This window comes from Cupriavidus sp. 94F1 (assembly GCF_057798875.1).
Genome location: NZ_JBYOJT010000009.1, coordinates 75,601 through 97,920, shown reverse-complemented (window position 1 = coordinate 97,920; position 22,320 = coordinate 75,601). Strand labels below are relative to the sequence as shown.

At 66.8% G+C, this 22,320-nt stretch carries 22 protein-coding genes; 10 read left to right on the top strand and 12 right to left on the bottom strand.

Annotated features, from left to right (window positions below):
- Positions 1–247 precede the first annotated feature (247 nt).
- Entirely contained in the window at positions 248–898 is a 651-nt protein-coding gene (locus AC3FJ6_RS20745; protein WP_153947238.1) for a histone H1-like DNA-binding protein, read from the top strand.
- A gap of 234 nt (positions 899–1,132) precedes the next feature.
- Here the strand turns inward: AC3FJ6_RS20745 and AC3FJ6_RS20740 are convergent, their stop codons facing one another.
- The 10 genes from AC3FJ6_RS20740 to AC3FJ6_RS20695 form a co-directional block, all read right to left on the bottom strand.
- A complete protein-coding gene (locus AC3FJ6_RS20740; RefSeq protein ID WP_092601343.1) occupies positions 1,133–1,600 on the bottom strand; it encodes an outer membrane lipoprotein in 468 nt (155 codons plus the stop codon).
- 65 nt (positions 1,601–1,665) lie between these two features.
- On the bottom strand, positions 1,666–2,613 hold the full coding sequence (locus AC3FJ6_RS20735) for a carbohydrate kinase family protein (protein ID WP_400395572.1): 948 nt from the start codon (positions 2,611–2,613) through the stop codon (positions 1,666–1,668).
- A 105-nt stretch (positions 2,614–2,718) separates the two neighbouring features.
- Positions 2,719–3,219 carry a thiol peroxidase gene (gene tpx, locus AC3FJ6_RS20730; RefSeq protein WP_488773539.1) on the bottom strand — a complete coding sequence of 167 codons (501 nt, stop codon included), beginning with the start codon at positions 3,217–3,219 and terminating at the stop codon, positions 2,719–2,721.
- A 76-nt stretch (positions 3,220–3,295) separates the two neighbouring features.
- Positions 3,296–5,161, bottom strand: coding sequence for a DUF3426 domain-containing protein (locus tag AC3FJ6_RS20725; protein WP_488773538.1), 1,866 nt, complete (start codon positions 5,159–5,161; stop codon positions 3,296–3,298).
- Positions 5,162–5,170: 9 nt separating this feature from the next.
- On the bottom strand, positions 5,171–6,082 hold the full coding sequence (gene prmA / locus AC3FJ6_RS20720) for a 50S ribosomal protein L11 methyltransferase (RefSeq protein WP_488773537.1): 912 nt from the start codon (positions 6,080–6,082) through the stop codon (positions 5,171–5,173).
- A 42-nt stretch (positions 6,083–6,124) separates the two neighbouring features.
- A complete protein-coding gene (accC, locus tag AC3FJ6_RS20715) occupies positions 6,125–7,492 on the bottom strand; it encodes an acetyl-CoA carboxylase biotin carboxylase subunit (RefSeq protein ID WP_153947242.1) in 1,368 nt (455 codons plus the stop codon).
- A gap of 114 nt (positions 7,493–7,606) precedes the next feature.
- Positions 7,607–8,077: an acetyl-CoA carboxylase biotin carboxyl carrier protein gene (accB, locus tag AC3FJ6_RS20710; RefSeq protein ID WP_400395241.1), complete on the bottom strand. Its 471-nt coding sequence runs from the start codon at positions 8,075–8,077 to the stop codon at positions 7,607–7,609.
- A 141-nt stretch (positions 8,078–8,218) separates the two neighbouring features.
- Complete coding sequence (gene aroQ, locus AC3FJ6_RS20705; protein ID WP_488773536.1) at positions 8,219–8,698, bottom strand: type II 3-dehydroquinate dehydratase; 480 nt, start codon at positions 8,696–8,698, stop codon at positions 8,219–8,221.
- A 240-nt stretch (positions 8,699–8,938) separates the two neighbouring features.
- Positions 8,939–9,493 carry a TlpA family protein disulfide reductase gene (locus AC3FJ6_RS20700; protein WP_488773534.1) on the bottom strand — a complete coding sequence of 185 codons (555 nt, stop codon included), beginning with the start codon at positions 9,491–9,493 and terminating at the stop codon, positions 8,939–8,941.
- Positions 9,494–9,560: 67 nt separating this feature from the next.
- Complete coding sequence (locus tag AC3FJ6_RS20695; protein ID WP_488773533.1) at positions 9,561–10,241, bottom strand: UDP-N-acetylmuramate--alanine ligase; 681 nt, start codon at positions 10,239–10,241, stop codon at positions 9,561–9,563.
- Positions 10,242–10,390: 149 nt separating this feature from the next.
- Here AC3FJ6_RS20695 and mpl point away from each other — a divergent pair, with 149 nt between their 5' ends.
- From mpl to mtgA, 8 genes are all read left to right on the top strand, one after another.
- Positions 10,391–11,770: a UDP-N-acetylmuramate:L-alanyl-gamma-D-glutamyl-meso-diaminopimelate ligase gene (gene mpl, locus AC3FJ6_RS20690; RefSeq protein ID WP_488773532.1), complete on the top strand. Its 1,380-nt coding sequence runs from the start codon at positions 10,391–10,393 to the stop codon at positions 11,768–11,770.
- Between the two features lie 17 nt (positions 11,771–11,787).
- Positions 11,788–12,387 carry a YqiA/YcfP family alpha/beta fold hydrolase gene (locus AC3FJ6_RS20685; RefSeq protein WP_488773531.1) on the top strand — a complete coding sequence of 200 codons (600 nt, stop codon included), beginning with the start codon at positions 11,788–11,790 and terminating at the stop codon, positions 12,385–12,387.
- Positions 12,384–13,034, top strand: a complete 651-nt coding sequence (locus AC3FJ6_RS20680) for a chorismate--pyruvate lyase family protein (RefSeq protein ID WP_488773530.1) — start codon at positions 12,384–12,386, stop codon at positions 13,032–13,034. Before AC3FJ6_RS20685 ends, AC3FJ6_RS20680 begins: the two co-directional genes overlap by 4 nt.
- Positions 13,031–13,771 (top strand): 3-oxoacyl-ACP reductase FabG, encoded by a 741-nt coding sequence (gene fabG, locus AC3FJ6_RS20675; RefSeq protein ID WP_488773529.1) that lies wholly within the window; start codon positions 13,031–13,033, stop codon positions 13,769–13,771. The genes AC3FJ6_RS20680 and fabG overlap by 4 nt, the downstream gene beginning before the upstream one ends.
- Before the next feature lie 166 nt (positions 13,772–13,937).
- On the top strand, positions 13,938–16,055 hold the full coding sequence (locus AC3FJ6_RS20670) for a ribonuclease catalytic domain-containing protein (protein WP_488773528.1): 2,118 nt from the start codon (positions 13,938–13,940) through the stop codon (positions 16,053–16,055).
- A gap of 119 nt (positions 16,056–16,174) precedes the next feature.
- Positions 16,175–17,110, top strand: coding sequence for an energy transducer TonB family protein (locus AC3FJ6_RS20665; protein WP_488773527.1), 936 nt, complete (start codon positions 16,175–16,177; stop codon positions 17,108–17,110).
- On the top strand, positions 17,110–17,988 hold the full coding sequence (gene aroE / locus AC3FJ6_RS20660; RefSeq protein ID WP_153947251.1) for a shikimate dehydrogenase: 879 nt from the start codon (positions 17,110–17,112) through the stop codon (positions 17,986–17,988). Before AC3FJ6_RS20665 ends, aroE begins: the two co-directional genes overlap by 1 nt.
- A gap of 81 nt (positions 17,989–18,069) precedes the next feature.
- Positions 18,070–18,771 carry a monofunctional biosynthetic peptidoglycan transglycosylase gene (gene mtgA, locus AC3FJ6_RS20655; RefSeq protein WP_488773599.1) on the top strand — a complete coding sequence of 234 codons (702 nt, stop codon included), beginning with the start codon at positions 18,070–18,072 and terminating at the stop codon, positions 18,769–18,771.
- Between the two features lie 152 nt (positions 18,772–18,923).
- Here mtgA and corA read toward each other — a convergent pair whose 3' ends face one another.
- Together corA and AC3FJ6_RS20645 are read right to left on the bottom strand one after the other, a co-directional pair.
- On the bottom strand, positions 18,924–19,886 hold the full coding sequence (gene corA / locus AC3FJ6_RS20650) for a magnesium/cobalt transporter CorA (RefSeq protein ID WP_066732294.1): 963 nt from the start codon (positions 19,884–19,886) through the stop codon (positions 18,924–18,926).
- Between the two features lie 475 nt (positions 19,887–20,361).
- Positions 20,362–21,246 carry a DMT family transporter gene (locus AC3FJ6_RS20645; protein ID WP_488773526.1) on the bottom strand — a complete coding sequence of 295 codons (885 nt, stop codon included), beginning with the start codon at positions 21,244–21,246 and terminating at the stop codon, positions 20,362–20,364.
- Positions 21,247–21,471: 225 nt separating this feature from the next.
- Here AC3FJ6_RS20645 and pyrF point away from each other — a divergent pair, with 225 nt between their 5' ends.
- Positions 21,472–22,290, top strand: a complete 819-nt coding sequence (gene pyrF, locus AC3FJ6_RS20640) for an orotidine-5'-phosphate decarboxylase (RefSeq protein ID WP_153947253.1) — start codon at positions 21,472–21,474, stop codon at positions 22,288–22,290.
- The last annotated feature ends 30 nt before the right edge of the window (positions 22,291–22,320 follow it).

The following is a 22,320-nucleotide window of genomic DNA, read 5'->3' as shown; positions in this document are numbered from 1 at the left end:
TGCCCCGGAAATCCGCCTGGAAGCTGGCTTTGCAGCCAGCGCGCGGATTTTGCGCTGCCGTGAAAACACCGCGGTGCGCGACACGGGTCGCGCCGGGATCCCTGCCACCGAATTCATTAGCGTGCGGTTCAAGCTGTCGTGCGCCGATGAATCGCTCGCTCGATTGGGGCATGCCTCCATGCGCCTCGGATCGGTCGGGTCGTCCATTTAGGTCATTCGATATTTCACGCTAGTGAAGGAGTTATCCATGGCAACTGCTGCAAAGAAAAAGCCGGCCGCCAAGAAGGCTGCCAAGCCGGCCGCCAAGAAGGCCGCTGTGAAGAAGGTCGCCGCCAAGAAGGCAGCGCCGGCCGCCAAGAAGGCTGCCGTGAAGAAGGTTGCTACGAAGAAGGTAGCCGCCAAGAAGGCTGCTCCGGCTGCCAAGAAGGCCGCTGTGAAGAAGGTTGCCGCCAAGAAGGTCGCAACCAAGAAGGTCGCCGCCAAGAAGGCAGCACCGGCCAAGAAGGCTGCAGTGAAGAAGGTTGCCGCCAAGAAGGTTGCAACCAAGAAGGTCGCCGCCAAGAAGGCAGCACCGGCAAAGAAGGCCGCAGTGAAGAAGGTTGCCGCCAAGAAGGCCGCACCGGCCAAGAAGGCTGCTGCTGCCAAGAAGCCGGCTGCCAAGAAGGCTGCTGCCAAGCCGGCCGCGAAGAAGGCTGCTGCAAAGCCGGCTGCCAAGAAGGCCGCCGCCAAGCCGGCTGCGAAGCCTGCTGCCAAGAAGGCTGCCGCCAAGAAGCCGGCTGCCCGCAAGGCTGCCAAGCCCGCTGCTGCGCCCGCCGTTGCACCGGCTGCTGCCGCACCCGCCAAGACCGCGCTGAACCCGGCAGCGGCCTGGCCGTTCCCGACGGGCAACCGTCCGTAATTGCCTCGCCCTCGTGCGAGCGATCACAACCGGGAAACGCCTGGGCACGCATCGCGTGCCACACTGACCGGATACGCCGTATCCGGTCTGCAAGACAGCGAGTCTTGCCAACCCGCCGATGGCATCCGTGCCCGGCGGGTTTTTTATTGGGCGCGCGCGCCGATGGCCGCGTCAAATGAAAAACGCCGCGGCCCGAGGGCACGCGGCGTTTCTTTCTGACGGCTTGTAAGGTTTTCAGTGCGAGACGCGTGTCACGCCTCCCGATGACAGCAGGCGCACCCGGTCGCCGGGGCGGAACACCTCGTCGGCTTCCTGGGTGATGGCGCGCATGTCGCCGTCTTCGAGCTGAACCGTGATCTCCAGGCCGCGGCGCTGCGTGATGCGGTTCTCTGCCGCGCTGCCCGCAATGCCGCCGAGCACGGCACCCAGCAGGCCAGCTGCCACGGAGCCTCCGCCGCTGCCGATGGTGCTGCCCGCCGCGACGCCGCCGATGGCGCCCCCGGCAAGCGTGCCGGCGCCCGTCGAGCCGCCCTGGATCATGACTTCGCGCACACCCTGGACCACGCCATAGCGCACGGTCTGCTCGCGTTGTGCCTGCCCCGGTGCGTAGACGCTGCCGGAATTGGAGTAGTTGGCACAGCCGCTGACCAGCGCCACGGTAGCCAGCACCGCGACACCGCCGATTCGAAGGATCTGATTCATCGCAACTCCCGTCTGAATGCCGCGCCCTTCGTCGTCGTCCGGTGTGCGCGGTTCACCTTTTCATCTTAGGCGTATTGGTAACCGAACGCCGCCGCGAAGCGGCTGCCGATTTCCTCACGCGAAATCCAGTGGTTCTGAGGGCCTTGCTGGGCAATCTTGAGCGCACCCATCAGCGAGGCGAGGCGACCGGTGGTTTCCCAGTCCATGCCCTGCTCGATGCCGTAGAGCAGGCCGCCGCGGAAGGCGTCGCCACAGCCGGTGGGGTCCACCACGCGCTCGGCCTGCACGGCCGGGATGGCGTACTGCTGGCCATCGGCGAAGATGCTGGCGCCACGTTCACCGTGCGTCACGATGAACGCGCGCACCTTGGCGGCCACTTCGGCGCTGGTCCAGGCGGTACGGGACAGCATGACCTGTGCTTCGTAGTCATTGACCGTCACGTAACTGGCGAGTTCAATGAACGCCCGCAGGTCCTCGCCGTTGAACAGCGGCATGGCCTGGCCCAGGTCGAAGATGAACGGAATGCCGGCATCGGCGAACTGCTGTGCGTGGTGCAGCATGCCTTCGCGGCTGTCCGGGGCCACGATGCCCAGTGCCGGGCGCTTGCCGGCGCCCAGCGCGTCCTGCACGCTGTTGAGCTGCGACTGGCCCATGGCGCCCGGATGGAATGCGGTGATCTGGTTGTTGTCCAGGTCGGTCGTGATCATCGCCTGCGCCGTGAACGTGTCGGGCAGCGTGCGGATATGGTCGGTGGCGATGCCCAGGTCGCGCAGGTACTGCAGGTACGGGCCGGCGTCCTGGCCCACGGTGGCCATCACGATCGGATCGCCGCCCAGCATCTTGAGCGTGTAGCCGATGTTGCCGGCGCAGCCGCCGAACTCGCGCCGCATGCCCGGCACCAGGAACGAGACGTTCAGCATGTGGATCTGGTCCGGAAGAATGTGTTCACGGAACCGGCCGTCGAACGTCATGATGGTGTCGTAGGCGACGGAACCGCAGATCAGGCTGGACATCTCTTCTCCAAATGGCCCGGCGAAGGGCCGCAACAGATACGTTAAATAATTCCGCCCGTGCATGACGGGCGGAAACGCTGGTACGACTGTGTTCTACCGCACAGATTATTTCAGTGCAGCCAGAGCAGCGTCGTAATTCGGCTCCTGCTTGATTTCCGGCACCAGCTCGCTGTACTTCACGGTGTCGTTCTCGTCGACCACCACCACGGCACGCGCGCAGACGCCGGCCAGCGGGCCGCTCTTGATATCCACGCCATAGGCGTTCTTGAAGTCAGCACCGCGCATCGTCGACAGCGTCACCACGTTGTTCAGGCCTTCGGCGGTGCAGAAGCGGCCCATGGCGAACGGCAGGTCGGCCGAGATAGTCAGCACCACGGTGTTGGCCAGGCTGCTGGCAGCCTCGTTGAACTTGCGTGCCGACGCCTGGCAGACGGGCGTGTCCAGGCTCGGGACGATATTCAGCACCTTGCGCTTGCCTGCGAAGTCAGCCAGCGTCACGTCCTTCAGGTCCTTGCCGACCAGCGTGAAAGCCGGTGCCTTGTCGCCAGCATGGGGAAACTTGCCGCCAACTTCGATGGCGTTGCCGCCAAGGGTCACATTGCTCATGGTTGCTCCTGTCAGAAAAGTACAGCCCGCCGGCCCGGTGCATTGCCGGCCGGCGTGGCGAGGGGGGCGATGGAATTCAGGGGTAGAAAATCAGCACGCGGTAATTGGCAGCCGCCTGCTGTGTCCGGAATCGTACCCGAACCGGCAGCTCGCTGCCCGCGCGCAGACCCGTGGCCGCGAAGCCGCGCTGGACGGGCTCCAGGTACTCGGCCGGCAGCAGCACGCGGCGCAGCAGCAACTGGTCCTGCAGATCGGTCATGACCAGCTCGATCGCCGGCAGCGCCGTGGTGGCGCGCCCCTGGTTGCGCAGGGTGACCGCCAGCAGATAGACGTCGCTGGCCTCGTCCTGCTTCTGCAGTTGCGAACTGTCGATGCGCAGCGCCTCGAGGTCGCGCCACGGCGGCACATCGCAGCCAAACGGTGCACAAGCCGCCTCAAGTACCGGACGCAGCACCGGCATGCTGCCGGCAATCTGGCTGCGGGCCAGGTAGATGCCCTGCAGCAGGATGCCGAGGCCCAGCACAACGGCCCCCGCGCGCATCCAGATGCGCCGGTTGCCGGGCACCGAGACCTTCACGCCGGGCGCGCGGGACTGTTCGCGTTCGCGCGTATGGCGCAGGAAATCGGGCGCGAAGACCGGCCCGCTTGCTGCCGTGCCCGCCGATGCGGATGGCGATCCCGCCGATGCGCCGGGACGGTTCAGCCAGTGGCGTGTGGCGGTCTCGCGTGCCACGGCATTGGGCGTGCCATCGCGCAACGTGACGCCGAGGTCGTGTTCGATGACGTCCTTGGCCTGTGCGGCCCACGCTTCGGCTTCGGGGTCGGCCGGATCCTCGGCGCGCAGGAAGCCGCTGGCGCTAGGCACCGGATCTGCCTGCGGGAACGGTTCGGGCGTGGGCAATGCATCGGCCGGCACATGGGGCACATCCGAATCCTGCGATGCAGCCATTGCGTCCGATGTGTCCCATGCGTCCGATGCGTCCGATGCATCGGCCACGGCCCCGGCGCCTGCGTCCTCCGGCACCGCATCGGCGGCCGGAGCCGCTTCGGTGGCGGACGTCTCGGGCGTTTCGGCACCGGCTTCATCCATGGGCTGGCTCGACGGTGCATTGGCCGGGCGCAGCGGCGGCCAGCTGGCCTTGGCGCTGTACGCGCCGTAGGGCGGCATGCCCGACGGGTTTTTTGGCGCGAAAGCCGCAGCCGGGTCCAGCGAAGAGTGGGATGCCTGCGACGCCTGCGCGGCCGGCGATGGTGTCTGCACCGGCTCATCGTCGAATGCCGAATGGTCGAGCATCGGCCATGGCGCCGGCGGATCGGTCAGTGGGGGTTCCGCTGGCGGCGCGGTGTCGGCCGATGCGGGAGTCGATGCGTCGGACGCCGGCTCGCCCTCGGCCGCGGGCATTGCCGCCTCGCCGGCGGGCGTCAGGTCGGGTTCGTGGTCGGCCGGGAGATCGGGTTCGATGTCGGCATCGGCATCGGCATCGGCATCGGCATCGGCGTCCGCATCCGCATCCGCTTCCGCTTCCTGACGCGCGTCGCCGGCGACCGTCCCGGGGCTCGGCGCCTGCGCCACTGCATCGGGCAACGGCTCCGACATCATCGTCGTCGGCGAATCGAGCGCGGGGACTTCGTAGCCCGGATCAAAGCCCGGGTCGAATGGGGCCTCGTCTTCGCGCGCGCGGGCCGTTGCCTGGGTCTGCTCGGCGTGGGCCAGCGCGGCCGCCATCGTCACGGCGGCGGCCGATGGGTTCGACGCAGCCGAGGTGGCCGATTGGGCCGATTGGGCCGGCGCGGGCACCTCGATCAGGTGTTCGCGTGCATCGAAGACGGTATCGCATTGTCCGCAGCGGACCAGGCCCTGGCGCAGCCGCAGCTGATCCGCAACGAGCCGGAACGCGGTGCGGCAGGCCGGGCAGCGCGTGACGAGCTTGGCGGCGGCCATGATGACGAATCAGGAACGGTTGGCCGTCAACGGGCGCGTGCCGTGCAGGCACACCCAGCCTTCCTCGCTGCGCCAGACCGACATGGCCAGCCACGGCGCGTAGGCCGCAGCCACTTCATCGGCCTGCCGTTCCAGCACGCCGGACAGCACCAGCCGGCCGCCGGGGCGCACGCGCGCCGACAGCATCGCGGCCATCAGCTTGAGCGGATTGGAAAGAATATTGGCCACCACCAGGTCGTAGGTGGCTTCGGACACCGATTCCGGCAGCGCGAAGCTGGCTTGCACCTGGTTGCGCTCGGCGTTGTAGCGCGAGGCCTCGACGGCGTTCGGATCAATGTCGATGCCGATGGTCTCGCCCGCGCCGAGCTTCTTTGCCACGATGGCCAGGATGCCCGAGCCGCAGCCGTAGTCCAGCACGGTCTCGCCAGCCCGCACGTTCTGCTCCAGCCACTGCATGCACAGGCGCGTGGTCGGATGGCTGCCCGTGCCGAAGGCCAGGCCCGGATCGAGTTCCAGGATCACCGCGTCGGGCTCCGGCGCGTCGTGCCACGACGGCACGACCCAGATCTTCTCGCCCACGCGGATCGGTTCGAATTGCGACTGGGTCAGGCGCACCCAGTCCTGGTCTTCCACCGAGCGCAGCACGAACGGCGGCACGGGGTCGACCTTGAGTGCGTTCGCGGCAGCGGTCACCACCAGCGCGGGGTCGGTCTCTTCGTCGAAGAGCGCCACCACGCGCGAGCGGTTCCACGCCAGCCGCGTCGGCTCCAGCCCGGGCTCTCCAAAGAGCGGTTGCTCGTCAGGCGTATCGGCGTCGGCGTCTTCCACCGATACCGACAGCGCGCCGAGGTCGAACAATGCATCGGACCACGCTTCAGCTTGATCCTGCGCAATTTCGATCACACATTCCTGGAATGCCACGGGTTTCCTTTTGACTGCAATGCCGGCCGGTCAGGCCCCGCTTCAGGGTTTTTCGCCCTGGGCGTTGGCCTTCTGGGCCAGGCGGTGTTCAAGATAATGGATGCTGGTGCCGCCTTCCACGAAGTTGGCGTCGAGCATCAGTTCGCGGTGCAGGGGCACGTTGGTCAGGATGCCGTCCACCACCATTTCCGACAGCGCGATGCGCATGCGGGCGATGGCCTGGTCACGCGTGGCGCCGTACGTGATGATCTTGCCGATCATCGAGTCGTAGTTGGGCGGCACGAAGTAGCCATCATACGCGTGCGAGTCCACGCGGACACCGGGGCCGCCGGGCATGTGCCAGGCGGTGATGCGGCCCGGCGACGGCGTGAACTTGAACGGGTCCTCGGCGTTGATCCGGCATTCGATCGCGTGGCCGCGCAGTTCCACGTCCTTCTGGCGGTAGCGCAGCTTCTCGCCGTAGGCGATGCGGATCTGTTCCTGCACGATGTCGATGCCCGTGATCATCTCGGTGACCGGGTGCTCGACCTGCACGCGCGTGTTCATCTCGATGAAGTAGAACTCGTTGTTCTCGTACAGGAATTCGAACGTGCCGGCGCCCCGGTAGCCGATCTTCTTGCAGGCCTCGGCGCAGCGGTCGCCGATGCGCTCGATCAGGCGGCGCGGAATGTGCGGCGCCGGCGCTTCCTCGATCACCTTCTGGTGGCGGCGCTGCATCGAGCAGTCGCGTTCGCCCAGCCAGATGGCCTGCTTGTGCTGGTCGGCCAGGATCTGGATTTCCACATGGCGCGGGTTCTCGAGGAACTTCTCCATGTAGACCTCGGGGTTGCCGAAGGCACGGCCCGCTTCCTCGCGCGTCATGTTGACGGCGTTGATCAGCGCGGCCTCGGTATGCACCACGCGCATGCCACGGCCACCACCACCGCCGGCTGCCTTGATGATCACCGGATAGCCCACGCGGCGCGCGGTGGCCAGGATTTCCTTGGGATCGTCGGGCAGGGCGCCTTCCGAGCCCGGCACGCACGGCACGCCGGACTTGATCATGGCCTGCTTGGCCGACACCTTGTCGCCCATCAGGCGGATGCTGTCGGACGTCGGGCCGATGAACACGAAGCCGGACTTCTCCACGCGCTCGGCGAAGTCGGCGTTTTCCGACAGGAAGCCGTAGCCCGGGTGGATGGCCTGGGCGTCGGTGACTTCGGCGGCCGAAATGATGGCCGGCATGTTCAGGTACGACAGCGGCGACGGGGCCGGGCCGATACAGACGGCTTCATCGGCCAGCTTGACGTACTTGGCTTCCTTGTCGGCTTCCGAGTACACCACCACGGTCTTGATGCCCAGCTCGCGGCAGGCGCGCTGGATGCGAAGGGCGATTTCGCCGCGGTTCGCGATCAGAATTTTTTCAAACATGGTCTCTCTCTGCGAGAACAGGGGCGGGCCCGCGCACGCCAGGGTGGCGCACCGGGCCAACGCATGCGGCAGGGGCCTTTCGGGGCCCGCGTGCCGCGTCAGCCGGCTGACGGCTTAGCCGATCACGAACAGCGGCTGGCCGTATTCCACAGCCTGGCCGTTTTCGACGAGGATTTCCTTGATCACGCCAGCCTTGTCGCACTCGATCTCGTTGAGCAGCTTCATGGCTTCGATGATGCAGACGGTCTGGCCTTCCTTGACGGTATCGCCAACGTTCACGAACGGCGCGGCGCCCGGCGACGGTGCGCGGTAGAACGTGCCAACCATCGGCGACGTCACCACGTGGCCGGCCGGCAGTTGCGGGGCGGCTTCGGCGGCGGCAGCCGGGGCGGCAGCGCCCGCCACGGGGGCGGCGGCGCCGGCGGCGGGCGGCAGGGCCTGGAACTGGGGCATGGCAACCGGCGCGAGCACCTGCGGCGGTTGCTTGACGATGCGAACCTTGCCGTCGCCCTCGGTCACTTCGAGCTCCGAAATGCCGGATTCGGCCACCAGGTCGATCAGCGTCTTCAGCTTGCGCAGGTCCATCTTCTTATCCTCCAGAATCGGGTTGTCCGGTCACCTTCATGTCAGGGAAGGGGACGGCGGCGGTCAGTCATGATTGATTTGGCCTGCCACGCAAGCGTGCCAGGCCGCGGTTTTCTCGCGTTTGCAGAGGCGGTGCGGGTGCTAGCTGTCCTGTTCCTGCGCCAGCGCGTATTCCAGCGCCAGCAGGTATCCCTGCCAGCCCAGGCCGCAGATCACCCCGATCGCCTGATCGGAAAAATACGAGTGATGGCGGAACGGCTCGCGGCGGTGCACGTTGGACAGGTGAACCTCGACAAATGGGATTGCCACGCCGGCCAGCGCATCGCGCAGCGCCACGCTGGTATGCGTGAAAGCCGCGGGATTGATGATGACGAGATCTACCCCTTCGCCGCGCGCGGCATGAACGCGATCTACCAGGGCGCCCTCGTGATTGGACTGGAACGTGTCCAGCCCGATGCCTGCGGACGCCGCGCGTTTTGCCAGCGCATCGTTGATGTCGGCCAGCGTGGTATGTCCGTAGGTCTGCGGCTCGCGCGTACCGAGCAAATTGAGGTTCGGACCATGCAGAACCAGCACTTTGCGGTAGCGGGCGGAGCGGCTGACGGTAGGGGTGGTAGACACGGCGGCTCGACCAGTTCAACGAAATTGCGCGGAGATTACCGTAGCTTAGAGGGATTTGTCTAGCACGGGATACAAGCCGGGATGTCGCCTTTAAGACATTTCCGGCCCCCAAAGCGCCGTTTCAGGCGCAAAACCGGTTTTGTTGGGGGTTTGCCCGAAGGTTGGCAGCCAGTTCGGTGCATGTTTGGTGTAGTTAGATGCAGATCCGTGCTATTTGGCATGCGCACCGTGCGGGCTGCCTTAGGCGCCGGGCAGCGCCTTACGCAGTTCGTCGACGTGGACACGCCCCATCTTGCGGTACTTCACAGCGCCTTCGGGGGTAATGATCACCGTGTAGGGCAGGCCTCCTTGTGCATTGCCAAAGCTCTTGGCGAGTTCGGTGCCCGTGAAGCCGGCCACGGCCAGCGGATAGTTCACGGGCACTTTCTTGAGAAATTCCTGGATGTTGCTGGCGGAATCGATGCCGATGCCGATGAATTCGACGTTGCGCTGGGCATATTCTCCATGCAACGCGGTCAGTTCGGGCATTTCTTCGACGCAGGGCCCGCACCAGGGCGCCCAGAAGTTGACCACCAGCGTCTTGCCCCGAAACTTCGACAGGTCCAGCTCGGTGCCTGACGGATCGTGCATTTTTGCCTGGAACAGCGATTCCACGGCCTGGTCGGACGCCTGTTTGGGGGCCAGGGCAAAGTTCGCCACCAGGACGCCGGCGGCCGCGGCCACGATGGCCACGACGATCCAGATGACCAGGGATGAGCGGGGGGCGGGTGTGGAACCGGGCGTCGATGCAGTCATGGTGGGTGACGTTGATGGCAGTTCTATATAGATAGGGCGATCGGGCCGGCATGGACCCGAGCGGGGATCAATGGTCGCGTGCCTCGCCCAGCAGGGTGCGCACGGCGTTGGCGTCGGCGCGGACCGCGCGGCCGCTGGCGTCGGCCCGCGCCGCGCCGCGTTCGTCGTCGGCATCATACAGCGCGATATGGATGCCCACCGGGGCGCCCAGCGTGGCGCGCACCTCGCCGGCCAGCTGGCGCGCTTCGCGCAGGGTCGGCCACTGGCCGCGCCACAGGAAGCTCAGGGTCTCCACATCGGCCCGCCCGGCGAAGTGCCGGCTCTCGCTGGTCTCGAAATCGACCCCGGCGTTGAGCAGGTGCAGCGCCACGTCCTTGGGGCTGTCGCAGAAGCACTGTATATAGACGTCGGAATGCTCGGTGGCCGTGCCGTTGAGCACGGCGCCCACCAGATAGGGCCGGAACGGGGCCAGGTCGCCCATGGCCAACAGCGCCAGCTGCCGCAGCAGGGCCAGGATGCGCGGCTGCTCCTCGCTGTGGAACAGCGCCTGGTAGGCCCGCACCTCCTCCTCGATCATGTCGTTGTCGGGCAGCCATTCGCCGGCCACGCGCAAGTCGCCAAGCAGCTGGCGCGCGGCCTTGCGCTTGGCGGTGGCGTAATCGGCGCCATCTTCGGCGATCATGCGCGCGGCGGCCTGGGCGATTTCCTCGCGCAGGCGGCCGGGGTCGGAGGGGGTACGTCTGGACATGGTGTCGATGATACCCGCATGGCCGGACAACGAAGTCCGCGGCACGGTGGCGCAGCCCGGGGAACCTGTCGCATGCAGGTACAATCAGAGCCTTCTTTCCAGTGCCGTGCGGCCCGGCCGCCGCGGCCCCACGCATTCCCGAAGCTCCCATGCATATTCATATCCTTGGCATCTGCGGTACGTTCATGGGCGGCCTTGCGGTCCTGGCGCGCCAGGCGGGTCACCGCGTGACCGGCTGCGACGCCAACGTCTATCCGCCGATGAGCACCCAGCTCGAAGCCCAGGGCATCGACCTGATCGAAGGATTCGATCCGGAGCAACTGTCGCTGAACCCCGACCTGTACGTGATCGGCAACGTGGTGTCGCGCGGCAACCCGCTGATGGAAGCCATCCTGGACCGCAACCTGCCGTACGTGTCGGGCCCGCAATGGCTGGGCGAACACGTGCTGAACGGCAAGTGGACGCTGGCCGTGGCCGGCACGCATGGCAAGACCACCACCACGTCGATGCTGTCCTGGCTGCTCGAGGATGCCGGCTACAACCCCGGTTTCCTGGTGGGCGGCGTGCCGCAGAACTTCGGCATCTCGGCCCGGCTGACGGAATCGGACTTCTTTGTCATCGAAGCCGACGAATACGACACCGCCTTCTTCGACAAGCGCAGCAAGTTCGTCCACTACCGCCCGCGCACGGCCATCCTGAACAACCTGGAATACGATCACGCCGACATCTTCCCCGATCTTGCGGCGATCGAGACGCAATTCCACCATTTGGTGCGTACGGTGCCGGGTCAGGGCCGCCTGGTCGTCAACGGCAACGAGCCGGCGCTGGCCCGCGTGCTTGAGCGCGGCTGCTGGAGCGAGGTGGAGCAGTTCGGCATGGGCGACTGGCGCGAGGGCGATGCCCGCACGCCTGCGCCGGCCGGCAAGGACGCCTTCGACGTGTACTTCCGCGAAGCACTGCAAGGCACGGTCGTCTGGGATCTGCAAGGCACGCACAACCGCATGAACGCGATTGCCGCGATTGCCGCCGCGCGCCACGTGGGCGTGCCGCCGGCCCAGGCCATCGAGTCGCTGGGCCGCTTTGCGAACGTCAAGCGCCGCATGGAAGTGCGGGGCGTGGCCAACGACGTCACGGTCTACGACGATTTCGCGCATCACCCCACCGCCATCCAGACCACGCTGGACGGCCTGCGCCGCCGCGTGGGCAACGCCCGCATCCTGGCCGTGCTGGAACCGCGTTCCAATACGATGAAGCTGGGCGTGATGGCTGCCCAGCTGCCGGCCAGCCTGCAAGCCGCCGACCTGGTGTTCGGCTACGGCGCGCCGGCTGGCAAGGACGCCCTGGGCTGGAACCTGGGCGAGGCCCTGGCGCCGCTGGGCGACCGGGCCGCAGCCTTCGACGACCTGGGCGCGCTGGTCGCGGCGGTAACCGCCGCCGCGCGGCCCGGCGACCAGGTGCTGGTGATGAGCAACGGCGGTTTCGGCGGCGTCCACCAGAAACTGCTCGACGCCATCAAGGCCCGCGCCTGACCACGGCAGGACATCACATGCTGCTGTACCTGCACGGTTTCCGGTCCTCGCCGCAGTCGATGAAGTCGCGCCTGGTGCAGGACCGGATGCGCGCCTGGGGCCTGGAGAAGTATTTCGCCTGCCCGATGCTCAACGTGTCGCCGTCCGAGGCGATCGCTCAGGCTGAGGCTGCCATCCGTGGCGCCCGCGCGGGCGGCGAGTCCGATATCGCCATCGTCGGGTCGTCGCTCGGCGGCTTCTACGCGCGCTGGCTGGCCGAAAAACATGGCTGCCGCGCCGTGCTGCTGAATCCGGCGATCCATCCATGGACCGATCTGGAGAAATACCTGGGCGAGCAGCCGCTGTACCACGGCGGCGGCTCGGTCGTGGTGCGGCCCGAACATCTGCAGGAACTGCTGGCGCTGCGCGTGGACACCATCACGCGGCCCGAACGCTACTACCTGCTGGCCGCCACCGGGGACGAGGTGCTGGACTATCGCGAGATGGTCGCGGCCTGCCCGGGCGCCCACATCCGCATCATCGAGGGCAGCGATCACGGTATCAGCGAATTCGGCGACTACGTCGACGATGTCCTGGCCTTCTGCGGCTATGCGCCGGGCGGAAAACGCAAGGTATGACGGGCGCGAGCGGCCTCAAGGGCCTGCGCGCCGCCTGGCACGCCCATCTGCCGCATGACGCGGCGATTCCGCTGAACCAGCGCCGCTGGATTGCGGGCGAGGGGTCGCTGACGGCCCGGTTGATGTCGGCATCGTCGCGCTTCCGCGTGCAAAGGCTGGCGCAGGCGCCCCAGTTGCCGTTTGCCGACGAATGGCAGGCGCTGGGCCTGATGCGCCCGGTACCGGCCATCACGCGCGAAGTGCTGCTCATCTGCGACGAAGTGCCGGCGGTCTTCGCCCATACCATCGTCGATCCATACCGGGCGCGCCGCGACTGGCCGTTCCTGCGCGGGCTGGGGAACCGCCCGTTGGGCGGCGCGCTGTTCGTGGACCCGCGCGTGCGGCGCGAGCCGTTCCAGTTCGCGCGGCTATCGATCCACCACCCGCTGCGCCAGGCGCTGCAGCGGGTATTGCCGGCGTTTGCGTCAGTGCCGATGCTGCCTGCCAGGCGCTCGGTATTCCGGCGCGGCGGCGGCGCCATGCTCGTGACAGAGGTCTTTCTGCCAGACCTGCTGGCGCGGGCGGCGCCTGCCAACATTGGCGCGGGCGGCACCAGACTGCCCCGCCGTATCGACACACACAGCAAGGAAGAGAGACAAGCATCATGAAACTGGAAGGACGGGTCGCCATCATCACCGGCGCAGCTGCCGGTATCGGGTTTGCCACGGCGGAGCGATTTGCCGCCGAGGGCGCGAAGCTGGTGCTTTGCGATGTGAACGAAGCGCGCGTGCGCGAGGCCGCCGACCGGCTGGCCGCCACGGGCGTCAGCGTCGATGCGCACAAGATCGACGTGACCAGCCGCGACCAGGTGGATGGCGTGGTGGCGGCCACGCTGGCGCGCCATGGCCGCATCGACATCCTGGTCAACAACGCCGGCATCACCAAGGACGCGCGGCTGGCCAAAATGACCGAAGCGCAGTTCGACGCCGTGATCGACGTCAACCTGAAGGGCGTGTTCCATTGCGCCCAGGCCGTGGCCGCCGTGATGACCGAGCAGGGCAAGGGGGTGATCCTGAACGCGTCGAGCGTGGTTGGCCTGTACGGCAATTTCGGCCAGACCAACTACGCGGCCAGCAAGTTCGGCGTGATCGGCTTCACCAAGACCTGGGCGCGCGAACTAGGCCCGAAGGGCGTGCGCGTGAACGCGGTGTGCCCCGGTTTCGTGAACACCGAGATCCTGCAAAGCGTGCCGGAAAAGGTGCTGGACGGCATGAAGGAACACTGCTGGATGCGCCGCCTGGCCGAGCCGGCGGAGATCGCCGCCATCTACGCGTTCCTGGCCAGCGACGACGCCAGTTACGTGAACGGCACGACGATCGAGGCCAGCGGCGGCATGTCGCTCTGACCCGCAGGGCCCCGGCCCGTCGTTTCTGACCCAGGGTGTGCCGCCGTTGCCGCAAGGCGGGGTGCGGTATCATCCCGGGTCGTATACCCGTCCGGACAGGCCGTGTTTTGCGCGTTGCAGCGCACATCGCGCGCCCCTGTCCCGGCACTTCTGAAAGTACCGATCCATGCAGTTGCTGTTCGAAGAAGGCGGCGAGATTCGCGCCGGCACCGTGCTCGCCCAACAGGGCGAGGCCTACCAGGTCGAGCTGCCTGCGGGCAAGCGCACCAAGGTCAAGGCCAAGGACGTGCTGCTGCAGTTTGCCCAGCCAACGGCGATCGAAATGGTGCGGCAAACCGGCGAACTGACCGCCGAGATCGATCTCGACTTCCTCTGGGAATGCGCGCCGGCCGAGGAATTCGGCTTCGGCGAGCTGGCTGCCGAGTACTACGGTGCCGATGCCGGCGCCGTGCAGCAGGCCGCGCTGGCCATGGCGCTGCATGGCAATCCGGTCTATTTCCGCCGCAAGGGCCGCGGCCGCTACATGCGCGCCCCGGAAGACCAGCTCAAGGCCGCGCTGGCCGCGGTGGAGCGCAAGAAGCAGCAACTGCTGGTGCAGGCCGAGTACGAGGAACAGCTCAAGGCGCGCAAGCTGCCTGACGCGTTCCGCGGCAAGGTGCTGCAGCTGCTGTTCAAGCCGGACAAGAACAGCCTCGAATTCAAGGCCATGGATGCCGCCTGCACCGCGCTGGGCATGACGCCGATGCGGCTGATGGTGGCGGTGGGCGGCGTGGAAAGCCCGCGCGCGCTGCACGAGGCCAAGTTCCTGGCCGACTGCTTCCCGAAAGGCACCGGCTTCCCCGACGTGGACGTGCCCGATCCGGCCGGCGACCTGCCCGTGGCCGACGTCCAGGCATTCTCGATCGACGATGTCACGACGACGGAAATCGACGATGCGCTGTCGGTGACGCGCATGCCCGACGGCAAACTGCGGGTGGGCATCCACATCGCGGCGCCGGCGCTGGGTTTCAAGCGCGGCGAGCCGCTCGACGCCATCGCGCGCCAGCGGCTGTCCACGGTGTATTTCCCGGGCGACAAGATCACGATGCTGCCCGACAGCGTGGTGGACAAATACACGCTGCAGGAAGGCCGCACCTGTCCGGCCGTGTCGCTCTATGTGACGGTGGACATGGACGGCATCGATGGCGTGACCATCCTCGGCAGCGAAACGCGTGCCGAACTGGTGCCGATTGCCGCCAACCTGCGTCACAACCTGCTGGAAGACCTGGTGACCGAGCAGGCACTGGCGGCAGGCACTGGCGACTACCCGTTCCGCGAGCCGCTGACCGAGCTGTTCCGGCTGGCCAACCATCTGCATGACGAGCGCCAGAAGGCGCGTCTGGCCAGCGGCCTGCGTCCGGAAACGCACAACCGCGCGGACTTCAATTTCTATATCGACCCCCTGCCGAACGGCGGCGAGCGGGTGCGCATCGAGCAGCGCCGCCGCGGGTCGCCGCTGGACAAGATCGTGGCCGAGCTGATGATCCTGGCCAACAGCACGTGGGGCAAGCTGCTGGCCGATCACGGCGTGCCGGGCATCTATCGCACGCAGAAGGCCTGGGGCATGCACCGCACGCGCATGCAGACCTATCCGGCACCGCACGAGGGCCTGGGCGTGGCGCAGTACGCGTGGAGCACCTCGCCGCTGCGGCGCTATGTTGACCTGGTCAACCAGTGGCAGATCCTGGCGGTGGCCCAGCATGGCGTCACAGCCAAGCTGGTGGCGCCGTTCAAGCCCAAGGACGCCGACCTGCTGGCGGCCGTGGCCGATTTCGAAGGCACCTATGCCGCCTATGCCGACCACCAGTCGACCATGGAACGCTACTGGTGCCTGCGCTGGCTGGCCCAGGAGGGCCGCGACAAGCTGATGGCCACCGTGCTCAAGGACGGCGCGGTGCGCTTCACCGAGATTCCGCTGGTGACGCGCGTGCCGGAACTGGCGCAGGCCAACCGCGGCACCCAGGTGCTGCTGGAAATCGCGTCGACCGACGAGATTTCGCTCGATGTGTCGTGCCGCGTGCTGGAAATCTTCGCCGGTGAGGGCGAGGTGCCCGAGGAAGAGCTCGAAGGCGACAGCGACGACGGCGACGACGACCTGGCCGAGGTTTCCGCAGAGGCTGCGGCCGAAGCGGCTGCCGAGGATGCCTCGGAAGCCGCAGCGGAGGAGGGCGCCACTCCGGCGCCCGGCCAGGATGGCGACGATGCGTCGGCGCCACGCGACACCGGCACCAACCCCCCCGCCTGAGTCCTTCGGTAAACGGGGCGGCTCCCGTACAATCGGAGTCGGTTCCGGCCCCCCTCCGCCGTGGGGTGGCCGGCTTTCGAGCGAGCCCCCATTCCGACCGTCCAGGTTCCTGACCCATCGTGAACGCCGTTCTCCCTGCTCCCCGCCACGTGCACCTGCGCGACCGGTGGCAATCCAGCAACACGCTGGTCAAGGCGCTTGTCGTGTCCGTGGCCATCCACGCGGTGCTGCTGATGGTGCGGATCGCCGCGCCGGAGGTGTTCGAGATCAAGCGTTCCGATCCGCAGCTCGACGTGGTGCTGGTGAACGCGAAGTCCGCCCAGAAGCCGCGCAACCCGACCGTGCTGGCGCAGGCCAACCTGGACGGCGGCGGCGACCACGATGCCCAGCGTGCCACCACGCCGCTGCCGGCGCAGACCGAATCGAAGGAAGGCGACCTCATCAGGCTCACGCAGCGCCGGCTCCAGGAGCTTGAAGAAGAGCAGCGCCGCCTGATGACGCAGGCCAGGGTGGCCGCGCCGTCCGTGCGCAGCCAGCCGGTGAAGCCGGGCGAGCAGCGCACCGATACCCCGACGCGCGGGCAGGACGACCGCACGTCCACCGACGAGATGGCCAAGCTCGAAGCCGAGATCGGCCGCAACCTGGAGCACTACGCCAAGCGGCCCAAGCGCATGCAGCTGACGGCCACCAGTGCCCAGGGGGTGGACTATGCCCAGTATTACGACCGCCTGCGCCGCAAGATCGAGGCGCGCGGCACGAGCGACTTCCCGCAGAAGAACGGCAAGCCGCTCTATGGCCAGCTGATCCTGGTGCTCAACGTGAACCGCCAGGGCAAGCTGGGCTACAACCGCGACGGCTACAACGTCGAGGCGATCGACGTGGCCAAGAGTTCGGGCGACCCCGCGCTGGACCGCCAGGCCGTGGCCATTGTCCGTGCCGCTGCACCGTTCGGCGCCTTCACGCCCGAGATGCAGGCGAAGCAGGACATCCTCGAAGTCATTTCCACTTTCAAGTTCACGCGCAGCGGGCTCGATGTCCGCCTGCAAGGACGCTGATGACCGCAGAACAGCAATCCGCCGACCGCTATGTCGTGGTGGGCAACCCCGTATCGCACAGCCGGTCGCCGGCCATCCATGCCGCGTTTTCGCGCCAGACCGGCGAAGCCGTCCAGTACGATCGCCTGGAGGCGCCGCTCGACGCGTTTGCCGACACCGTGCGCAAGTTCCTGGCCGACGGCGGCCATGGCTTGAACGTGACCACGCCGTTCAAGCTAGAGGCCTATGACCTGGCGGATCGCCTGACGCCGCGCGCGGAAGCCGCCGGCGCGGTCAACACGATGTGGATCGAGGACGGGCTGATCCACGGCGACAACACCGACGGCGTGGGCCTGGTGCGCGACATCCAGGACAACCTCGACGTGCTGCTGGAAGACAAGCGCATCCTGGTGCTGGGCGCCGGGGGCGCGGCCATGGGCGCGCTGCTGCCGCTGATCGAATGCCGCCCTGCGCGGATCGTGGTGGCCAACCGCACGGCGCAAAAGGCCAGCGACGTGGTCGAGCAGTTCGTGGAAGCGGCCGACCAGTACGGCGTGGAACTGTGGGCGGGCGGTCTGGACGCGCTGAGCGCGCTGTCCGAGGACGAAGCCTGCGACGTGGTCATCAACGCATCGGCCAGCAGCCTGCAGGGCGAACTGCCGCCGGTGCCGGAATACCTGCTGGGCGAAGGCGTGCTGGCCTACGACATGATGTACGGCGCCAGGCCGACCGTGTTCCTGGCCTATGCGGCCAAATGCGGCGCCCGCACGTCGGACGGCCTGGGCATGCTGGTGGAGCAGGCGGCCGAGGCGTTCTACAACTGGCGCGGCGTGCGTCCGAACACCGCCCCGGTCCTGGCCGAGCTGCGCGCCGCGCTGCAGGCCGAAGCGACCCGCTGATCCACGCGCGGAGCCGACTTGGCACGCCAGCGAAGCGGCGCCGCACGCGCACCGTCCAGGGCATCGGGCGCGGCCAATCCGCTGCGCTGGGTGGGCTATCTGGGCGAATGCCTGATCGTTGGCGTGCTGGCGCTGCAGTTGTACTTCTTCCTGCAGATTGCCGCCTGGCAATACCTGAATCCGTCATCCACGTCGTTCATGCGCGCCGAAGGCTGGCGCCTGTGCGGCTTCAACTTCTGGAGCTGCGCGATCGACCACAAGTGGGTGGGCTATGACCAGATGTCGCGCAATATCAAGCGGGCAGTGATTGCCAGCGAGGATGCCGACTTCGTCAACCATCCGGGCTACGAACTCGACGCGATGCTGGATGCCTGGGAGCGCAACAAGAAGCGGGGCCATATCGAACGTGGCGGTTCTACGATTACTCAGCAGCTGGCCAAGAACCTGTTCCTGTCTTCGGAGCAATACTACGTGCGCAAGGGCCAGGAACTGGCCATCACGTGGATGCTCGAGTTCTGGCTCGACAAGCAGCGGATTTTCGAGATCTACCTGAACTCGGTGGAGTGGGGCGAGGGGGTGTTCGGCATCGAGGCGGCCGCGCAGCACTACTTCCACACCTCCGCCGCGAAGCTGACCGTGGGCCAGGCCGCACGGCTGGCCGCGGCGCTGCCGGCGCCGAAGTGCTTCGACAAGAAGGAATACTGCGCGAACGTGCGTGTGAATTTCCGCGTCAAGGCATCGATCATCGCCCGCCGCATGGGCGCGGCGACGCTACCGGATTGACACCTGTTTTGCTCCCCTCTCCCATGGCATGGGAGAGGGGCGGGGGAGAGGGCCTTGCCGTTCAAATTGCGACAGGTCGGCAAGCAGAACCGCCGAGCCCTCTCCCCCCAACCCCTCTCCCGCATGCGGGAGAGGGGAGGAAAACACGGCCGTCAGCTCAACCAGCCCTTGCGCTTGAAATACACCAGCGGGATGGCCGCCGACACGGCCATCAGCGCGATGGCCCACGGGTAGCCGATGGCCCAGTCCAGTTCCGGCATCAGCTTGAAGTTCATGCCGTAGATGCTGGCGATCAGCGTGGGCGGCATCAGCGCCACCGACACCACCGAGAACAGCTTGATGATCTTGTTCTGGTTGATGTTGATGAAACCGACCGTGGCGTCCATCAGAAAGTTGATCTTGTCGAACAGGAACGCGGTGTGGTTTTCGATCGAATCGATGTCGCGCAGGATCTGGCGTGCCTCGTCCTGCTGCTCGGCCGACAATAGCTGGCTGCGCATCAGGAACGACACCGCCCTGCGCGTGTCCATGACGTTGCGGCGGATGCGGCCGTTCAAGTCTTCCTCGCGGGCGATGGTCTCCAGCACGTCGGCGGCGGCGGCATCGGTCACGTTCTCGGCCAGCACGCGGCGGCTGGCTTCTTCCAGCCGCTCGTAGATCTCCTCGATCGAATCGGCCGAATACTCGGCGTCGGTCGCGTAGAGGTCCATCAGCACGTCCTTGGCGTTGCGCACCGATCCGGGCCGCATCCGGGCACGCAGCCGTACCAGGCGGAACACGGGCAGGTCTTCGTCGTGGATCGAGAACAGGACGTCGCGCGTGAGCACGAACGCCACGCGCACGTTGCGCGACGCCTCGTCTTCCGCCAGCAGGAAGTCGGTGCGGATATGGATGTTCTCGTCCTCGCCCTCGAAGTAACGCGCCGATGCCTCCAGGTCACCGAGGTCTTCGAGTTCCGGCAGGACGACGCCGTAGGCTTCCTTGATCCACGCCAGCTCCTCGTCGTCGGGGCTGACCACGTCGATCCAGATGGGCTTGTGCTGCAGCAGCTCATTGCGCTCGTCGACCTGCTCCTGGGCGAGCCGACCTTTCTGCAGGACGAACAGATTGATCATCCCTTGGATTCCTTGTTACTGATTGCGCGTTTGTCCGGAAACAGGCGCAGGCAAGGCATCGCCAGCAAAGCGACCATGGGGCGGCCGGCAAGCGTGATCGCGCTGCGCGCGGACGGCGGATGCCGGTCCGTTGCAAGGCGATGACGTTTGCCTGTTGCCTGTATCTGGCTGGCAAGCCGGGGGGAGGGGAAGATCCGCAGCGCGCGGCGGCCGGCAGGCGGCCGCAGGAGAAACGGAAAGACACACTCACCCGCAGGTGTCTGCGGGCAAGTACGGCGACGAGCAGGGCAATGGCCCCGCGCGGATCGGCGTTACGCAGCCCGCAGTGACATGGCATCCGGCGATGACGCGGCCTGGCCGCTACAACCCGAACACCCGATGCTACTGCCCACGTAGTTTCTCCGGGATTCTGATGGCCGCGAGTGTAATCCAACGCGGGGGGGCTTGTTAAGCGAAATCTCTGCGCCGGTGTTGCTCACAGGCGCCGCCGCAGCAGCGGGGCCAGCATCACCGACGACAGCGCCGCGAACATCAGCACGATGGCCGTGTAGTCCTGCCAGTGCGGCGTCTCGCCCAGCAGCCACATGCCCGAGAACACGCCCACCACGGGAATGAACATGATCGACAGGCTGGACACCACGGGCGGCAGGCTGCGCGCCAGCGCGAACCAGACCAGGTGGCAGTACGCGAAGACCACCACGGCGTTGTAGGCGATGGCGGCCCATTCGATGCCGGCCGGCATGCGCCAGCCGGTCTCGAACAGCAGCGATCCGACGGCCAGGAACGGCAGCGTGACGGCCAGCATCCAGAAGGTCAGCGCGCCGATCGGCACATCGGTCGGGGTGCGCTTCATCAGCTGGGTGCCGAAGCCCCAGCCGGCGGCCGCCACCAGCATCAGCAGCGTGCCGGCCGGGCTGCCGGTCAGCGCGGCGATCTCGCCCGACAGCAGCAGCACGGTGCCGGTCAGCGCGCAGGCGATGCCGATCCAGGCCGATAGCGCAATCCGCTCGCGGAAGACCAGCAGGCCCCAGACCACGGCCCAGATCGGCATGGTGTAGCCCAGGATGGCCGCCCGGCCCGACGACAGCATCTTGACCGCGCAGATGGCGAACAAATGCCAGATCACCATGTTCGGGATGGCCAGCTTGACCACCGTGGCCCACGCCTGGCGCGGCACCCGCAGCGAATCGCCGCGCAGCTTCAGGGCCAGGCCCAGCGCCACCAGCCCGCCGGCCATGCACAGCAGCCGGAATCCCATGGCCGGGAAGTGGGCGACGCCGACCTTCATGATCGGCCAGTTCAGGCCCCAGGCGATGGTCAGGATGACGAGCAGGACAAGGCCGCGGCGGTCGAGGTGCATGGCGCAGGAGGGGGGCGGCGACCTGATGTGACGGGGTCGCTCTTTTTAAGCGGAAGCTCCAGACAATATCACGCCAGCAGGTAGAATGCCGCCCACGCCATATGTTGGGCCGCGGGATGCCTTGTTCGCCCCGCCGCGCCAACCGGCCGGCGCCGACCCGCGTTATGCTGTGAAGACTGTCGAACGCAGCCGGGCCGCCGGCTTCACCCGAATACCGAGCATCCCATGACCTTTACCGAATTGCTGTCCAATGCCTGGCAGCGAAACGATTCCCTGCTGTGCGTCGGGCTCGATCCGGACCCGGCCAAGCTGCCGCTGTCGATGACCGGCACCGGCGGGGCGATCTTTTCGTTCTGTCGCGAAATCGTCGACGCCACGGCCGACCTGGTCTGCGCCTTCAAGCCGCAGATTGCCTATTTCCACTCCCAGCGCGCCGAAGACCAGCTCGAGCAGCTGATCGAGTACATCCACGACGCCCATCCCGGGATTCCGGTGATTCTGGACGCCAAGCGCGGCGACATCGGCTCGACGGCCGAGCATTACGCCATCGAGGCGTTCGATCGCTACAAGGCCGACGCGGTGACCGTCAGCCCGTACATGGGCTTCGATTCGATGTCGCCGTACCTGGCGCATCCTGGCCGTGGCGTGATCGTGCTGTGCCGCACGTCGAACCCGGGCGGTTCGGACGTGCAGTTCCTGCAGGTCGACGGCAAGCCGCTGTACCAGGTGGTGGCCGAGGCCGCGCGCGAACGCTGGAACACCAATGGCCAGATGGGCCTGGTGGTGGGCGCGACTTTCCCGAACGAAATCGCCAAGGTGCGCCAGATCGTGGGCGACATGCCGCTGCTGATTCCGGGCATCGGCGCCCAGGGCGGCGACATCGAGGCCACCGTGAAGGCAGGCCGCACGGCCGATGGCACCGGCATGATGATCAATTCGTCGCGCGCCATCCTGTACGCCAGCCGCGAAAAGGATTTTGCCGCCGCCGCACGCAACGTGGCGCTGCAGACGCGCGAGACAATCAACCGGTATCGCCACGGCTGACGCGTTGACGCATGATGGATGGGCTCGTCG

Coding starts and splice junctions, on each gene's coding strand:
- AC3FJ6_RS20745 (WP_153947238.1), top strand. CDS start 248: ATGGCAACTGCTGCAAAGAAAAAGCCGGCCGCCAAGAAGGCTGCCAAG.
- AC3FJ6_RS20740 (WP_092601343.1), bottom strand. CDS start 1,600: ATGAATCAGATCCTTCGAATCGGCGGTGTCGCGGTGCTGGCTACCGTG.
- AC3FJ6_RS20735 (WP_400395572.1), bottom strand. CDS start 2,613: ATGTCCAGCCTGATCTGCGGTTCCGTCGCCTACGACACCATCATGACG.
- tpx (WP_488773539.1), bottom strand. CDS start 3,219: ATGAGCAATGTGACCCTTGGCGGCAACGCCATCGAAGTTGGCGGCAAG.
- AC3FJ6_RS20725 (WP_488773538.1), bottom strand. CDS start 5,161: ATGGCCGCCGCCAAGCTCGTCACGCGCTGCCCGGCCTGCCGCACCGCG.
- accC (WP_153947242.1), bottom strand. CDS start 7,492: ATGTTTGAAAAAATTCTGATCGCGAACCGCGGCGAAATCGCCCTTCGC.
- accB (WP_400395241.1), bottom strand. CDS start 8,077: ATGGACCTGCGCAAGCTGAAGACGCTGATCGACCTGGTGGCCGAATCC.
- AC3FJ6_RS20700 (WP_488773534.1), bottom strand. CDS start 9,493: ATGACTGCATCGACGCCCGGTTCCACACCCGCCCCCCGCTCATCCCTG.
- AC3FJ6_RS20695 (WP_488773533.1), bottom strand. CDS start 10,241: ATGTCCAGACGTACCCCCTCCGACCCCGGCCGCCTGCGCGAGGAAATC.
- mpl (WP_488773532.1), top strand. CDS start 10,391: ATGCATATTCATATCCTTGGCATCTGCGGTACGTTCATGGGCGGCCTT.
- AC3FJ6_RS20685 (WP_488773531.1), top strand. CDS start 11,788: ATGCTGCTGTACCTGCACGGTTTCCGGTCCTCGCCGCAGTCGATGAAG.
- AC3FJ6_RS20680 (WP_488773530.1), top strand. CDS start 12,384: ATGACGGGCGCGAGCGGCCTCAAGGGCCTGCGCGCCGCCTGGCACGCC.
- fabG (WP_488773529.1), top strand. CDS start 13,031: ATGAAACTGGAAGGACGGGTCGCCATCATCACCGGCGCAGCTGCCGGT.
- AC3FJ6_RS20670 (WP_488773528.1), top strand. CDS start 13,938: ATGCAGTTGCTGTTCGAAGAAGGCGGCGAGATTCGCGCCGGCACCGTG.
- aroE (WP_153947251.1), top strand. CDS start 17,110: ATGACCGCAGAACAGCAATCCGCCGACCGCTATGTCGTGGTGGGCAAC.
- corA (WP_066732294.1), bottom strand. CDS start 19,886: ATGATCAATCTGTTCGTCCTGCAGAAAGGTCGGCTCGCCCAGGAGCAG.
- AC3FJ6_RS20645 (WP_488773526.1), bottom strand. CDS start 21,246: ATGCACCTCGACCGCCGCGGCCTTGTCCTGCTCGTCATCCTGACCATC.
- pyrF (WP_153947253.1), top strand. CDS start 21,472: ATGACCTTTACCGAATTGCTGTCCAATGCCTGGCAGCGAAACGATTCC.